The sequence below is a fragment of the Atopobium fossor DSM 15642 genome (genome assembly GCF_000483125.1).
GTDB lineage: Bacteria > Actinomycetota > Coriobacteriia > Coriobacteriales > Atopobiaceae > Atopobium > Atopobium fossor.
This window is the reverse complement of the sequence record NZ_KI519553.1, coordinates 111,743-127,826: the sequence shown is the minus strand read 5'-3', so window position 1 is coordinate 127,826 and position 16,084 is coordinate 111,743. Positions and strand designations below refer to the sequence as shown.

Sequence of the window (16,084 nt, the reverse complement as noted above, 5' to 3'; positions counted from 1 at the left end):
GGTTATTCTTTATCCGCCTTCTCGCCTGCTTCGCAACGCAACCGCTCGCGATAAGCCCCGGGAAGTACACCTATAAAACGTTTGAACACACTACTAAAAGCATCTACTTTACGGTATCCCACGGCAGAAGCTACCAAGGCAACACAATCATCAGTCTGCTCTAGAAGCTCCTGAGCCCGCGTCATACGTACTCTTCGCACAAACACCGCCGGCGTACATCCGTAATAATTTTTGAATGACCGCTTGAACTTTGTTAAGCCCATGCAGCACTGCCGTGCCATCTGTTCAACAGTGAGGCGTTGATCCAAATGCTGCTGCACATAGCTTTCCAGCCCGTCGAGAGCCAGCGCATCTTCTTGAGTGAACGTCATGCACTTCTCGGCAGCTTCAATATCTGCTGCCCGCTTAACAACCAGTCCTACAACCTCGGCTACGATGCCTTCATAAAACAAATCTGCAGCCATACCGTCACCGCGGTAATCACGCATACGGCGGAACACAGAAACTAGCTCAGGAAAATCTTTGCGACCATCTATTTTTATGAAAGCCTCTCGCACATCGGGAATAGTTCCAAAACGACGCTGTAGATATTCACGATAATAATCAGGAGAGATGGTAATAGAAGTGGCCTTAATATGACTTTTTGCACCAAACTGTACCCGATATTCTTGCTTGTCCTGCGCCACATATACCGAAACAGCACCTGGCTCTATATGGTAATTGCTCGCCCATATATTGGTTACATCCTCATACAAACAGATTGATAGATGTTCTGCATGTTGATAGCGCATGACACCAGGCTCTTCAAAGAACATTTCATAAACATTTATTGCAAACAAGTTTTCATGAAAATGCACCCAGTATTCACCATGACCCATCTTGTTGCTACACAAATACAGACTTCCCGATGGACCGTATTTATTGCTAGGAACTGTCGGCTCAAAATCCCACAGACAAAATGCATCCTGGTAAATATTCTCTTTGAGGCCTTTCATACGCACCTTACCTGTCTTGTCTGTCCCCAAATAGACGTTTTGATACCGCAAAACGTCGTAGCTTTGAGTTTTTATGCCTCACATGTCTCATAATCTGTAACAATCCAATTGTAAGTGAAAGTTAACTTTATTATATAACCTTTGTGCAGCGGTGCAGAGCTATGCCCTCCACATTGAGCATGTGACCTCAGCTTTTTCTTTTTTGAAAGGAGCTTTTTGTATGGAAGCCTCTGAAAAAAATCCAAGTGCGCTAACAAAGCTGTTTTATTTTATGGAAGAAGATAAACCCCGCATGGTACTATCACTAGTCCTTGCATGTCTGGGCGAAGCCCTAGGAATGATTCCCTACCTTGTTATTGCACTATTAGCAGCAAAACTTATCGAAGGCACGCTTGTGCTGCAAACTGCAGCATTGCTTGCTGCAGGTGCGGCTTTTGCTCACGTGGCAAAATTCTTTCTTACCTGGCATTCTTCTATGACATCCCATCGAATTGCCTTTAGAGCACTGCGTACCATGCGAGAACTCATGGCAGAGAAGATGGCCCGTGTGCCTATGGGCGAAATTATTGATACACCCATAGGAACCGTAAAGAATCGCTTTGTTGATAACGTAAATGTACTTGAGGATTCTATTGCGCACTTTATGCCTGAGCTACCCTCTAACATATTTGGCCCACTGTTGGGTTTTATTATCGTGTTTGTTATTGATTGGCGTATGGGGCTGGCGAGTCTTGCCACTATTCCACTAGGTTTCTTGTTCTATGCAGGTATGATGCGGGACTACCAGATAAAAATGAAAAAATATGTGACCAGCGAACAGCATCTCAATGCTTCGCTCGTGGAATATGTAAACGGTATCCAGGTTATTAAGGCATTTGGACGTACTGCATCATCATATGCAGCATTTTCAGATGCAGTAAACGACTATCACGACAGTACCATAAGCTGGTTCAAGCAAAGCTGGGTATGGATGGCAGCTATTCGCTCTGTTATGCCTTGCACACTACTGATAGCTTTACCTCTAGGCGTACTGTTTATGTCCCAAGAAACGTTAAGTCTACCTGCATTTCTTGCTTGCATTAGCATTCCTTTGAGTTGTATAGGACCTGTCATGAAGTTTGCTCAGGCTGCAAGTCAAATTGCTGTTATGGATACATGCCTTAACGTTATCTGGGACTTTTTAAACACTCCTGAACTTATGCGCCCTGCCAAACGAGTGGAGCTTAACGCAGAAAGTTTTGTCTTAGACCATGTGTCCTTTGCCTACCATAACGGTGTAGAAGTACTGCACGATGTGTGCTTAGAGACTAAACCTAGACAGGTAACCGCCATTGTAGGACCAAGTGGATCTGGCAAATCAACTATTGCAAAACTCATGGCTGGTTTTTGGGACGCTACAAGCGGATGCGTACGTTTTGGCGGACAAGACGTGCAAAGCATACCATCATCACAGCTGGCAGAGCACATCTCTTATGTATCCCAAGACACCTTCCTCTTTGACACAAGTATTGCCGATAACATTAGACTCGGACGACCACATGCTACTGATGATGAAGTGCGCAAAGCGGCATCCATGGCTTGTTGCGATGAGTTTATCCGTGCACTTCCTCAGGGTTACCATACGCTGGCAGGTGAAGCGGGTGGGCGTCTTTCGGGCGGAGAACGCCAGCGCATTGCTATCGCCCGTGCTATTCTCAAAAATGCTCCTGTCATCATCCTGGATGAAGCCACTGCCTATGCGGACCCCGAGAATGAATCTTACGTTGAAGAGGCCTTAAGCAAGCTGGTAGCCGATAAAACTCTTATCGTAATTGCCCATCGACTATCCACTATTCAAAACGCCGATTGTATCGTCGTAGTAAAAGACGGACGTGTTGTGGGTCGTGGAGTACACACCAAATTGCTCGCAAGCTGTCCTACCTATGCCCGCATGTGGGAAAGTCATATGCAAGCACTAGGACTATGAAAAGGAGCGTATGAACAGTATGTATGCAGTTATTAAACGTATTTTGGATTTAGCTGCTCGTTTTTCCGCCCAATCCCATACAAATCTGCTTCAAGGCATGGTCTTCAATGTTCTTAAGGGCTTCTTTATGGCCGGTATGCTAGGGTCCATCTGGTGGGCCACAGAACACCTCCATGCCTTAAACGGACTGGTAGCTCTACAATGCCTTGGTATGCTACTGGTTAGTATTGCAGGACAGTACGCCTGCCAATATATGGTAGACATTAAAATGGACGCTGAAGGCTTTCATATTTTTCGAGATCTACGGCTCAGTATTGGAGACCAGCTAAAAAGCGCTCCTATGGGTTTTTTCTCGGAACAAAAGTTAGCTGCCATTACCACCACACTTACCACTACTGTGCACCAACTTGAGGAGTTTATGACTATCTGTATGACTGGATTATCTGGTGGCGTAGCTATGGCAATCATCTTAGGCGTGTCTTTCTTATTTGTAGCGCCACCCATTGCCGGTATTACCTTTTTAGGTATTGCTGCTGGTTTATTAGTACTCAATGTATTGCTCAAGCGCTCTGGCAAAGCTACCCAAGAGGTCCTTGCAGCTCAGGAAGTTATGAGCGATGCAATTTTTGAATATGCTCAGGGTATGGCTGTATTACGTATGTACACATCTCCCGATAAATCCCTTGCTAAAGCGAAGGATGCCTTCGAGATGAAGCGTGCTGCCGATGAGCATCAAGAAGCATCTGCGCATGGACTGCTTAAGCTGTATGTCCTCGTGTTTAATCTAGCAAGCTGTGGAGTACTTTTTGCAGCTTGTGTACTCTATCTTAACAAGACACTATCTCTGAGCTGGACGCTAACCTTACTAGCTGCTGCATTTATGATTTATGGCGAACTCATCATTGCAAACAACAGTGCTTTTCTCACTAAAAAGATTGGAAATGAGCTTAATCGAATTGACGAGGTATGCTCTATTCCTCAGCAAGACACTACTAAAAAGCCTCTTGTACTAGATAATTACAATATTGACCTAAATCATGTGTCTTTTAGCTACGGCAATAATGATGTGATTCACGATGTAAGTTTAAGCATACCTGAGGGCACAAGCTGCGCTTTTGTAGGACCATCAGGTTCAGGTAAAACCACACTTGCCAACCTTATATCACGCTTATGGGATGTGGATGCCGGCACAGTGTATATAGGTGGACACAATGTACGAGAAGGAACAGCGGAAAGCCTCATGGAACACATATCCATGGTATTCCAGAACGTATACTTGTTTAATGACACCATAGAAAACAATATTCGATTTGGCGTACCCAATGCTACTCGTACCCAAGTAATTGAAGCAGCCAAACGAGCACGATGCCACGACTTCATTATGGAATTACCAAAAGGCTACGATACTTTGGTGGAAGAAGGTGGTGGCAACTTTAGCGGCGGAGAAAAGCAACGTATTTCCATTGCACGAGCCATTATGAAGGATGCTCCCATCGTAATCCTAGACGAAGCGACATCTAATGTAGATCCCGAAAATGAGCATGAGCTAATGGCAGCAATTCAAGAACTAACTCAGGGTAAAACCTTAATTTCTATAGCCCATAGGCTCAATACTGTACAGTCTGCAGACCAAATTCTGGTTTTAGATAAGGGCCGTATAGTGCAGCGCGGTACCCATGAAAAGCTTATGGATGAAGAAGGGATCTATCGACGTTTTATTACGTTGCGCCAAGCAACTACAGGGTGGAAATTAGGTTAGAGAAAGTCTTGGTTGAGTTACAGAAATACATTAAAGCGGATGGCTGCACCTACCATCCGCTTTTTGTATATACATCTATAGTAGAGACGCAATTACAGCATCATACGATAAATAGCAGCACAGTCTTTGGTGTCCAAAGGAGTGAAACCTCCAATGGTGCCTCCTTGTTCCACGCCATGGAACAAAACTTCAACCAGTTTGGAAATGTCCTCTTCCTTACCACCAAGTTCCTCCAGAGTTGATGGCATTCCAATAGAAACCAAGAAATGCTGCAGTGCATCAATTCCAGCTTTGGCGGTGCGCTCGGGATGAGCAAAATCCATCTGACATCCCCATACACGAACAGCAACTTGTGCAAAGCGCTTCACATCATGTTTCATTACATACCGAAAAACTGCCGGCATGGTAACAGCAAGTCCGGCACCATGAGCACAGTCGTACAATGCGGAAAGTTCGTGTTCGATTGTATGGCTACTCCAATCTTGGCTACGCCCAACGCCGCAAGAATTGTTATGCGCCTGGGTTCCTGCCCACATGATATTTGCACGCGCACCATAATCATGAGGATCAGCAATTACGCGCGGACCTTCGTGCACCATCGTAAGCAATAAGCCCTCAATCATGCGGTCGGTAACTTCAACATCTTCTGTGTTTGTAAGATAGCGCTCGTATAAGTGCGCCATAATGTCGGTAACACCACAAGCTGTTTGATAAGCAGGTAGAGTTTGGGTAAGTGCAGGATTTAAAACGCTGAACTTAGGACGTAACACATCACTCGACATAGCACGCTTAAGCATGCCATCCTCATGAGTAACTACAGAATCAGGACTACCTTCGCTACCTGCAGCAGCAATAGTAAGTACGGTACCAATAGGCAAAGCTACCTCAGGGTGCATGCCACTAAAGAAGTCCCAGAAGTCTCCGTCATAGGTAGCACCAGCCGCAATTGCCTTTGCTGAGTCAATAACAGAGCCTCCGCCAACCGCCAAAATAAAGTCAACGTTTTTGGAACGGACAAGCTCGATACCCTCATATACCAGACCACTACGCGGATTAGGTCGCACGCCACCCAACTCAACATATGCAATCCCCTCTTCTTTGAGAGAATCTTTTACTCTATCGAGAAGACCTGAACGAACAACACTGCCGCCGCCATAATGAATGAGGACCTTGTTGCCGCCAAAACGTTTTACCAATTGACCCGTATGAGACTCGGCATCATTACCAAAATCAAAGTAAGTTGGTGAGTAGTAGCTAAAATTGTTCACGGAACGTTCCTTTCAAAAAAGGTCACGTGGTTTTGTAAAACTAGAAATTAGTAAGGTCAGGATTGGTATGGAAGCCACCATATCCAGGTAAATGAGAGATTGTATCCATATCTTTTGCTGTCAGCTCAAAATCAAACACGTCGATATTCTCGTTAATACGGTTGACAGTAACCGACTTTGGCAGGGGTAAATAACCACGCTGCAAACTCCAACGCACACATACTTGCGCAACACTCTTGCCATACGTATCCGCAATGGATTGTAGGGTATTATCACCAAATACATCACCATGGCCAAAAGGACTATATGCTTCAAGCACAATGTCGCGCTCACGGCAGTAGTCTACAAGCTCATCTTGCGTCTCACCAGGACACAAACGAATCTGGTTGACCATAGGCGCAATCTCTGCTGTCTTCATAAGCTCTTCGATGTGACGAGGTAGGAAATTGCTGATACCAATAGCTCGTATCTTTCCTGCTTTGTAAAGTTCTTCCATAGCCTTCCAAGCACCTGCATTGGCCTGCTGCCAGTGATCGCGGAAGAAAATAGGATTGGGCCAGTGGATGAGAAAAAGATCAAGGTAATCGAGCTGCAGTTTGTACATGGTTTCCTCAAAGGCACCTAACGCAAGATGGTAGTTATGGAAACGATTTTGCAGCTTAGAGGTAACAAAGAGCTTATCACGCGCAATACCCGACTCCTTAATGGCGTCACCCACACTCTGCTCGTTACCATAGTCTTCTGCCGTATCAATATGCACATAGCCTGCATTGAGTGCATCGAGAACGGCCTGTTTGGCTTGTGCTCCGTTTTCCGCCTTCCAAGTTCCAAAGCCAACACACGGAATCTCTACTCCGTTTGAAAGCACAAAACAATCGGTCGGTTTGTTCATAGCTACCTTCTCTCCTTTGGATGGGGATGCATGGAGAATTTCTTCCTAGTTTTTGAGGAATCCCTCCACAACTGTATTAGGTATACCCAGCTAGAACATAGTGTTTCTGCTTTTGGGCTAAAACTTGGATATTATATTGATGTTTTATAAGAGGTGACACATTTCTGATATTAAAGAGAGACACTTATCACTGCGATTGCACAGGACATTCTGCCATCTACGACTATATATTCAACATCCTCATATCCCAGTTTGCTAAAGAACTGTTTGTATGAGTTCAAGTCAAATTGGTTTTGAAAGTTTGCCCCCAGTCGCTTAATGAAGTGTGCAGCAACACTACTAGACTTCTTAGACTTGTTGATATAAGTCGGAATGATGAGTTTGCCTCCAGGTCGCACGACACGCTCGAGTTCCGCAAGAACTTTCTCGGGCTCAGGCAGAAGATGAATTATGTTGCCTGCGATTACCTTATCAAAGGACGCATCTTTAAAACCTGTATGTGTAATATCGGCTTTTTGGAATGTCACATTATTAAAGTGAGCACATTTTTGTGACGCACGTTTGAGCATGCCCTCTGCGTAATCCGTTGCAATCAAACTCTTGCACCTAGGGGCAACGTATACTGTAATTGCACCAGTTCCGCAGGCACATTCAAGCACGTCATCAGTATTAGTGATAAGTTCTGCAACCCTTTTACCGGTATCCACGTAAACTTTTTTGTTATATAGATTCTCAAACAGGTCGTATATGGGAGAAACGTTATTCCAAAACAAGCTCGTCTCCTTTCTAGGGGGCAGCTTTATTGCAAAAACTGCTGGAAAGTCCGGACTGAACACCTTTTAATTTACAGATCTCATAAGATATTCGATATACAACCATTTTGTAATAATTCAAAATTAATTTGAAGCTTAAAAGACATCGCTTAAAATAAATCAATAATGAACCATGCAAAAAACAGTAAGAGGAGCTGAGAGGTAGAGCATGCAGGTTCTCAAGGAAGAGGTGCGCGAACGCATACTTGCCGCAGCTATCCAAGTGTTCTACGAGAAAGATTTTCGCAGCGCTAAGATGCAGGACATTGCAAAGCTTGCTGATGTGTCGGCAAGCCTTTTGTACTCATATTTTAAGAACAAAGAGAAGCTTTTCGAGGCCGTTGTGTCGTCTGTTCCTCTTGATTTTGACCGTATTGCACATGAGGAAGAGTCAATCCTCGCAGATACGCCTTCGGAGAGATTTCAGATTGCAGCTAAGGGACCTTTACTCGATATGTTGGTTCATCACAAGCTACTCGTCATTCTTGTCGACAAAAGCCAGGGTACCGCCTACGAGCATACAAAGGATGATTTTGTTAAAAGCATTGAGAGGCATATCCGCTTCATGGTAAACAGGCATGCCTCCCTACACTACCCAGACTTGCTTGCTCACGTGCTCGCAAACAATTTTGTAGAGAGTCTGATGGAAGTAGCTCGTCATTACCGCAGCAAAAACGAGGCACGTGATATGTTGGCACTCATCGCTCAATGTTATTACGAAGGGGTTAACTCCCTGTGACAAAAACATCCTAGTATCCTGCAGGGTTTTCTCGCCACTCATTCCTAGCGCTTGCTATTGACATTCAATATTGAATATTAATTCTATAATGATATAGTTAGTCAAGGTAAACCAATGCTAGGTTTTATATACATTTAATATCGAATTTAAATTTAGTCTTGAAGGGAGCAACTCTTGTGAAAAGAAAGAAGGAACTAGTAAGAGAGATGACAGCAAAAAGTCGCCTCTCAAACGCCATGTTTCTAATCAGAACAGTTCTTGGACTTGCTCCTACGATCATAGTGATTTACCTCGTTCATTTAGTTATGCAAGGCACTCTTTCATCAAAGGCGATTGTTTGTGCAGCAGCAGTCATGGTGGTATGCCTAGCAATAAAGGCAGGGTGCATATACGTCGCAACGTGGAAGGCACACCAAGCAGCATATTCATGTCTGACGGATATTCGGTTGCGCATGGTGCGTCATCTAAAAAAACTTCCTCTGGGCTTCTTTCAGATTAGAAGGCCAGGAGACCTTGCAAATATCATCCGCAATGATGTGGAACAGGTGGAAATATACCTTGCCCATGGGCTTCCCGAATCAGCATCGGCAGCTCTGTTTCCCGTTGCCGCATTAGTCCTCATGCTTGTAGTTGACTGGCGACTTGCGCTGTGCATGATGGCAGGTCTACCTTTTATGTGGCTCGTGCAAAAAGCTGCAGCCCCTGCCTGGACAAAAGGCTTCGAGGTGGTAGCTCAATACGCTTCCTGCATGCAGAACAGTCTTATGGAATACGTTGCCAACATAACGGTTGTTAAAGCATTTGGGAAGGAAGAACGCAAGACAGAGCAGACCATCAAGGCAGCACGCGACTACGTAAGTTGGGCAACTAGCTCCATGAATGATGTTTCGATTCCCATGGCACTTATCGCCCTGTTTATGGAGTCCGGAACCGTACTTGTATTGATCGTGGGAACATGGCTTCTTTCCATGGGCGACATATCTATCGAACGCCTCATTTTAGCTATGGTGTTCTCCGCAGCCTTCACGTCTTCAGTGGCTAAAATAGCTACCTTACAGCATTATCGCTTCATGTTTGACCAGGCAATGACGGGCATTGAATCTGTACTGGGTGTCGAGGCGACATACCTCACTACAAGTGCCAAAAAACCTCAAATGGGTGATATACAGCTAAGTGAAGTTTCCTTCTCCTATCCACAGATTAACGAGAATAGCAACAAAAGAAAGCAGGCACTCAGCTCAATCAATCTGGTATTTAAGCAAGGTAGCACTAACGCACTTGTAGGCTCTTCAGGATGTGGAAAAAGCACACTTGCAAGCCTGCTCATGGGGTTTTGGAAGCCTGATAGCGGCCGTATCACCGTGGGTGGGCAAGATTTGTCTTGTCTTTCCGAGAGTCAGGTGTCAAGCCTCTTCTCCATAGTCCAACAGGACGTTTTTCTCTTCAACCAGAGTATTGAGGAGAACATTCTTATTGGCCGACCAGACGCAACACATGAGGAGGTTGTCGAAGCTGCTCAAAGAGCACGCATTCACGATTTTATTTCTGCACTCCCACAGGGTTATGCAACAGTTGCTGGAGAAGCCGGCGTTCAGTTATCAGGCGGCGAGCGTCAGCGTATCTCGATTGCGCGTGTGATGCTAAAAGATGCTCCTATTATCATCCTTGACGAAGCAACGGCTGCAGTTGACGCAAAAAATGAGGCACTTATCCAAGAAGCCATAGACGATTTGTCTTGCGACAAAACCATTGTGACTATAGCTCACCACTTGCATGCCATTCGAGAAGCCAACCAGATTGTAGTGATGGATACGGGTTGCGTGGTCGGCTCTGGAACACATGAGCAACTCATGCGCACATGCCCCCTTTATCAGGAGATGATTGCCAAGCAAGAACAGGCAGACAACTGGGATATCAAAGAGGTGTCGTCATGGTAAGGCAGATTCTGGAGAAGATGACTCCCGCTGGGCGGCGCATGATGATTACCAGCATTGTAGCTTTTTCAATCTACGCACTCTCCAGCGTGGCGATGGCCTTTATCGTTCTTGTAGCTATTCATTCGGTTTTAAACAAAACGAACGACCTTATACCCTACTGGATAGCACTTATCTGTCTTCTTCTTATCAAAGGAATCAGCAGCATTGTTGCCGATAAACAAAAGCACTGCGCGGGATTTGACCTTGTGTTGGAAATCAAAATCGCTGTTGTCAGGCACCTAAAAACACTCTCCCTTGGTTTTTACACAGCAGAACGTCTCGGAGAAATTAGTGATATTGTCCACAAAGACATCGACAACATGGAAATGGTCGTGGGACATATCTGGACGAGAATGACAGCCGACTTCATCGTTGCAACAATCCTACTCATAGCTGCAAGTATCGTTGATTGGCGCATGGCACTACTCATGATCTCAACCCTACCCATTGCCCTTACTCTTCTTGTAATGGGACTCAGAAAGGCACAGGTCCTCGAAGGTGTATGTGGTGACGATGCAGCAGACATGACAAGTTTGTTTGTTGAATACGTAAAGGGAATCCCGCTGCTCAAGGCCTTTGCAAAAAGTGAAAAACTCGACCGCAGACTCGAAATGACGGTAACAAACTTTGATAAGAGCAGTAAAACAGCATCACAAAACAAAGCATTTGTTTTGTCCGTCTACAACTTTGTAGCAGACCTTGCCTTTGTGGTTATGGCAACAGGTGGCGCCTTGCTTGTGCAAACTCACTCACTGCCTTTATTTGTCTACATAGGATTCATTGTGGCAAGCGTAGAATTTTATAAGCCGTTCTTTGCAATGGAGTCACACTGGATGAACTACCTCAAAGTAAAGGACAGTTTCCACAGGATAGAGAAAATCATTTGCGCGACTTCTGTTCCTGAACCAAAGAAGGCGCATATGCCCTCGTCTCACTCAATCGAGTTTAATCAAGTGCACTTCTCCTATGGTAGAGATTCGTTTGAGTTGTCTGGAACAACATTTACGGTTCCTGAGCGCACCATGACAGCACTCGTAGGTGAGTCTGGATCAGGAAAAAGCACGCTGACCAACCTTCTCTTAAGATTTTGGGACGTTGATACAGGAAGTGTGAGCATTGGTGGCGTGGATGTAAGAGATATTCCCTACGACGACCTTCTTGCCTCCATTAGCATTGTTATGCAGGACGTTCGCTTGTTTGCGGACACCATTGAGGAAAACATCCGCATTGGCAAGGCAGACGCAACACACGAGGAAGTAGTAGAAGCAGCCAAAAAAGCGTGTATCCATGAATTTGTAATGTCACTTCCACAGGGCTACGAGACACCCATTGGAGAAAATGGCATTGGTCTTTCGGGCGGTCAGAAACAGCGGCTGTCCGTGGCCCGTGCTTTTTTGAAAAATGCTCCTATCCTCGTGCTGGACGAGATGACCAGTAGTGTAGACCCCATCAACGAAGTACTCCTGCAAAAGGCTGTTTCTGCACTTGCACAAAACCGAACAGTACTAGTGGTGGCACACCATCTGAGTACTATTCGTTCGGCCGACCAGATAATCGTGATGCAGCAAGGAAACATTGTGCAGAAAGGCACTCACGAACAGTTGCTCGAGAAGAGCGATGGCTATTATCGAGCCCTCTGGGGACAGGGAAACAAAACGGAAGATCACACATGAATGCATCTGCGCACATCACTCTTGACCAGGTGACGTTTCAATATACAGGAAAAGACAATACTGCAATCCAAAGCATTAATTTGGATATCCACGAAGGTGATTTTTTACTCCTGACAGGAAAAAGTGGCTGTGGAAAAACCACCATTGCTCGTCTTATTAACGGGCTTATCCCCCATTTTTACGAAGGAAACCTAGAAGGAACTACCAAGATTGGTGAGAACGATACACGCAAGCTTGATATTGGAAAAATCGGAAAGCTGGTTGGTTCGGTTTTTCAAGATCCCCGCAGCCAGTTTTTTATGACGGACACCACAAGTGAGGTAGCATTTGGCTGCGTAAATGCAGGGTTGGCACGTACTGACATCATGGCGCGTATGGATGATGCATTTTGTCGTATGAAAATTGATCATCTTCGAGATAAAAGTGTGTTCAATCTCTCAAGTGGAGAGATGCAAATGATAGCCATTGCCTCTTGTTATGCAATGAAACCATCCATATATATCTTTGATGAGCCTTCTGCAAACCTCGACATAGAAGCTGTAGCAACCCTCAGAAAAACGTTATCCAAATTGAAGCGTGAGGGAAAAACTGTCATTGTCCTAGAACATCGCCTCTTTTATCTGTCTGGATTATTCGATCGCATGATTGTTATCAAAGACGGTGTCATATCCCATGCGTACAGCGCCAAAGATGCAGCGCGTCTTAATGATGGTTTGCTTTCTGATATGGGCCTTAGAAGTCTTACGTTGGAATCGGCACTACGGATTACATCTGCTGCATCACAATGTAGCCTTACTTACCAGCAATTTTTGCCACAGACCAAAGAGATAAACTTTGAGGTAAAAAACCTCGGGTTTTCATACTGCTCGCAGGGCTTATCGGAAAGAGCGAAATCAAACGTACGCAACTCCGGTGCTATAGGTCCTTTGAGTTTCTCGGCACAATCTGGCGAAGTAATTGGCATCATAGGGCAAAACGGTGCAGGAAAGACAACTCTGTCGCGCCTGTGCTGTGGACTCGAAAAAGAAAATCAGGGTAGCGTGTCCATTGACGGTAAGCCTCTTTCCCCCAAGGAACGACTTGGACGGATTAGACTCATTATGCAAGATCCTGACTATCAGCTTTTTAGCGATAGTGTGCTGGGAGAACTTTTAGTGGGCGGACGAAGAGATATTAAGGCCTGCCAGTACGCGCTTAGAGAACTGGGGTTATGGGATATGCGGGAAGCGCATCCCGCAACGCTCTCGCGCGGTCAAAAACAGCGTCTCACTATAGCCTGCGCTCTTGTCGATAAGGCCTGTGTATATTTCTTTGATGAGCCAACGAGTGGTCTGGACAGAGAAAACATGGAGAGGGTTGCTTCCGCAATCCAATCACTTGCGCGGTCCAAACGCATCGTATTTGCTGTCTCGCACGATTTTGAATTTCTTCTTTCCGCTTGCACGCGCATCCTCCATCTAAAAGACAGTCGTATCGTTGATGACTTTGTGCTTAGTGGGTCAACGCGAGAAAGGCTTTTGAACTTGCTTTGGAGGGAAGACGCACAATGAAGTATCCCTGCACATGTCTAGACCCGCGAACAGTTTTATTTTCCGTTTGTCTCCTAGGTATTACGGCAATAATTTCCAACCAACCAGAAGCAGCTCATGTGGCCTGTACTATAGGAGTTTTCTGCGCGCTTGCAGCCGGAGCATGGCGACCGTGCATTGTCTTATCTGCCGTCTACGTCATCATTGCTGTTGGTATGGCTCTTGTCGAGAAAATCGGCAGCACATCACTTGTGGTTGCCGTAGTCATGCTGAGCTACATAGCACAGAAGTTTGTGGTGTTAGCTCTTTTGGGAGTATCTCTGTCTATGGCAGCTTCGATGCAAAGCCTGCTTACCGCATTGCAGGTTATGGGAGCTCCGCAATCAATCCTCATTCCGTGCATGGTTATCCTGAGATTCTTCCCCACTATACGCAAGGACGCCTCACAGCTCATAGAGAGCCTGAAGACGCGACGTGTACTAGAAGGTAGAGGTTATATGCTCAGCCATCCTATCCTTGTGTGTGAGTTTTTGATAGTGCCCCTTCTTATGAGGAGCATGAGAGTGTCTGACGAGCTTGCGGCGTCCGCACTTGCGCGTGGTTTAGGCAGTAACAAGCAGCCAACCGTGCTACATCCCCTGTCTTTTGGGACAAAGGATGCTGTAGCGGCTGTTTTGGCCCTCCTAGCAGCCGGAATGCTTATGTGGCTTCAATTTGGACCACGGTGATAACAGCCAGGCAAAACTGACCTGATAAAAAAGTACGTTCGCTCTTAAACAAAGAAAGGAATCGTTATGAAGCAAGATGAAATCTCGGCCATAGGACCTCGTGACCTCGTATCCATTGGAGTTTTTGGCGCGTTATCTCTTCTCATCTTTTTTGTAGTAGGCGGCATTGCGGGTCTTACCATTATAGGTACGGTTGCCAACATACCCATAGTCTGCTTCTTTACCTCGATAGCCTACCTGCTTCTTGCTACAAAGGTTAAAAAGCCTGGAACGTTTCTCATCATGGGGACCATAAACGTATTGCCTGGTTTGATGGCAGCAAATATTCTTGGCGTCTTAGGCAGCATAGCAGGATGGACCATTGCAGAGGTGGTTGCCACACGCATTGGATACGTAAACAAAAAAGGAATTGTTGCAGCCTACGTTACCGGCTGCACCTTGCAATCGGCGCTTTATACCCTTCCCATATACCTCTCTGCTACTCAATATCTTTCCGAACGCCAAGAGATTCTGCGCCTTACCGACGAGACCATGGCGCAGTTTATTGCTCTATTCTCGGCTCCTGTGTATGTGGGAATGGTTGTTCTTACGATAGCAACGAGCCTAGCGGGCGCACTCATCTCCTTAAGGCTTATGAAAAAACACTTCGAGAAAGCCGGGGTGATTTAGGAAAGACTGGTTGCGAGTAGAGAGCTTGAATTTAACAGCAGCGCAGTGATTGGTGAGATTTTTTACTTTCCTCATGAGATTAAATTAGCATTGAGTGGCTTAATTGCCATTTTCGGTATATGCAATCCGAAAATAATCAAGTGTAGCTTTAAACCTATCTTGTGCTGCAAGGCAAGTGTCAGTGAGATATCCTTTTTCGTTATTCCATTTAGCAAGTCCGCGATAGTAGAAGGACTTCATGTCATCAGCGATGATAAACGGCACCACGTTGCTAACGAGACATTCCTTGAACATTACGAGTCTACCCACACGGCCATTACCATCTTGGAAGGGATGGATGCACTCAAAGTGCACATGGAAGTCGATGATGTCTTTGAGGGTATGTTTTACGTGAGGATCATACGTTTTTAAGAGTGCCTTCATTTCTTTGGCGACATTTTCTGGAAGAGTGGTTTGTCGTCCACCAACCTCGTTTGGCAAGCGCTTATATTCCCCAACAGCAAACCAATCCTTCGCAGAATCTGTTGTTCCAATTTTTAGGATGCGATGAAGTTCTTTAATCATGACCTCAGAAAGAGGGTCTTGCGCATGGTCGATGATGTAGTCAATTGCGCGAAAGTGATTCTGGGTTTCCACAATATCATCTACGCATATGATTTCATCCTCGATACCTATGGTCGCAGTTTCAAAGATCATGCGCGTCTGGTCAAAAGAAAGCCTACTTCCCTCGATATGGTTGGAGTTATAAGTTAGCTCAATCTGAACCTTGTGATAGATACCGCCTTTGATTTTTGACGTCTTTTCTTCATGAAGACGCATAAGTAGAGGATTTATTGCAGACACTTTTGCATTTGAGCGAATGGGTTTTGCTGCATCGGCGGGGATATTCCAAGTTTTTCCCGTGAGAAAGGCACCTGGCACGCGACCCTGGGAACAGTAGTTGCGGACACTCCTCTCGGACACACCCCAAAGCTTGGCAATCTCAGCAGCAGAAAGAAACCCCATCGGGTCCAACCTCCTTATCGGCAAAAACCTGATGGGATTATTATAACAGAAAGAGTATATTTATTGCCGATAT

General features: G+C 45.4%; 13 protein-coding genes. 8 read left to right on the top strand and 5 right to left on the bottom strand.

Annotated elements, in window-relative coordinates; all coding sequences use genetic code 11:
• Positions 1-2 precede the first annotated feature (2 nt).
• The gene (locus tag G469_RS08210) at positions 3-995 is read right to left on the bottom strand and encodes a helix-turn-helix domain-containing protein (RefSeq protein WP_051353736.1); all 993 of its coding nucleotides are present in this window, start codon (positions 993-995) and stop codon (positions 3-5) included.
• A gap of 220 nt (positions 996-1,215) precedes the next feature.
• On the opposite strand from G469_RS08210, the gene G469_RS0103285 reads away from it, so the two are divergent.
• Both G469_RS0103285 and G469_RS0103280 read left to right on the top strand, forming a co-directional pair.
• Positions 1,216-2,961 (top strand): ABC transporter ATP-binding protein, encoded by a 1,746-nt coding sequence (locus tag G469_RS0103285; protein WP_028263831.1) that lies wholly within the window; start codon positions 1,216-1,218, stop codon positions 2,959-2,961.
• A gap of 10 nt (positions 2,962-2,971) precedes the next feature.
• Positions 2,972-4,720, top strand: a complete 1,749-nt coding sequence (locus G469_RS0103280; protein WP_245579116.1) for an ABC transporter ATP-binding protein — start codon at positions 2,972-2,974, stop codon at positions 4,718-4,720.
• A 92-nt stretch (positions 4,721-4,812) separates the two neighbouring features.
• On the opposite strand, the gene G469_RS0103275 is transcribed toward G469_RS0103280, so the two are convergent.
• From G469_RS0103275 to G469_RS0103265, 3 genes are all read right to left on the bottom strand, one after another.
• A complete protein-coding gene (locus tag G469_RS0103275) occupies positions 4,813-5,988 on the bottom strand; it encodes an iron-containing alcohol dehydrogenase (RefSeq protein WP_028263829.1) in 1,176 nt (391 codons plus the stop codon).
• 40 nt (positions 5,989-6,028) lie between these two features.
• On the bottom strand, positions 6,029-6,880 hold the full coding sequence (locus tag G469_RS0103270) for an aldo/keto reductase (protein WP_028263828.1): 852 nt from the start codon (positions 6,878-6,880) through the stop codon (positions 6,029-6,031).
• 170 nt (positions 6,881-7,050) lie between these two features.
• Complete coding sequence (locus G469_RS0103265; protein ID WP_028263827.1) at positions 7,051-7,653, bottom strand: class I SAM-dependent methyltransferase; 603 nt, start codon at positions 7,651-7,653, stop codon at positions 7,051-7,053.
• Between the two features lie 208 nt (positions 7,654-7,861).
• On the opposite strand from G469_RS0103265, the gene G469_RS0103260 reads away from it, so the two are divergent.
• The 6 genes from G469_RS0103260 to G469_RS0103235 all read left to right on the top strand — a co-directional run bounded on the left by G469_RS0103260 (position 7,862) and on the right by G469_RS0103235 (position 15,006).
• The gene (locus tag G469_RS0103260; RefSeq protein WP_028263826.1) at positions 7,862-8,431 is read left to right on the top strand and encodes a TetR/AcrR family transcriptional regulator; all 570 of its coding nucleotides are present in this window, start codon (positions 7,862-7,864) and stop codon (positions 8,429-8,431) included.
• A gap of 206 nt (positions 8,432-8,637) precedes the next feature.
• Positions 8,638-10,368 carry an ABC transporter ATP-binding protein gene (locus G469_RS0103255; protein ID WP_035425471.1) on the top strand — a complete coding sequence of 577 codons (1,731 nt, stop codon included), beginning with the start codon at positions 8,638-8,640 and terminating at the stop codon, positions 10,366-10,368.
• Entirely contained in the window at positions 10,362-12,080 is a 1,719-nt protein-coding gene (locus G469_RS0103250) for an ABC transporter ATP-binding protein (RefSeq protein WP_028263824.1), read from the top strand. The genes G469_RS0103255 and G469_RS0103250 overlap by 7 nt, the downstream gene beginning before the upstream one ends.
• On the top strand, positions 12,077-13,630 hold the full coding sequence (locus G469_RS0103245; protein ID WP_028263823.1) for an ABC transporter ATP-binding protein: 1,554 nt from the start codon (positions 12,077-12,079) through the stop codon (positions 13,628-13,630). Before G469_RS0103250 ends, G469_RS0103245 begins: the two co-directional genes overlap by 4 nt.
• Positions 13,627-14,337, top strand: a complete 711-nt coding sequence (locus tag G469_RS0103240; RefSeq protein ID WP_084522288.1) for an energy-coupling factor transporter transmembrane component T family protein — start codon at positions 13,627-13,629, stop codon at positions 14,335-14,337. Before G469_RS0103245 ends, G469_RS0103240 begins: the two co-directional genes overlap by 4 nt.
• 66 nt (positions 14,338-14,403) lie before the next feature.
• Positions 14,404-15,006, top strand: a complete 603-nt coding sequence (locus tag G469_RS0103235) for an MptD family putative ECF transporter S component (protein WP_028263821.1) — start codon at positions 14,404-14,406, stop codon at positions 15,004-15,006.
• 99 nt (positions 15,007-15,105) lie between these two features.
• Here G469_RS0103235 and G469_RS0103230 read toward each other — a convergent pair whose 3' ends face one another.
• Positions 15,106-16,011, bottom strand: a complete 906-nt coding sequence (locus G469_RS0103230; protein ID WP_028263820.1) for a Fic family protein — start codon at positions 16,009-16,011, stop codon at positions 15,106-15,108.
• Positions 16,012-16,084: the final 73 nt, after the last annotated feature.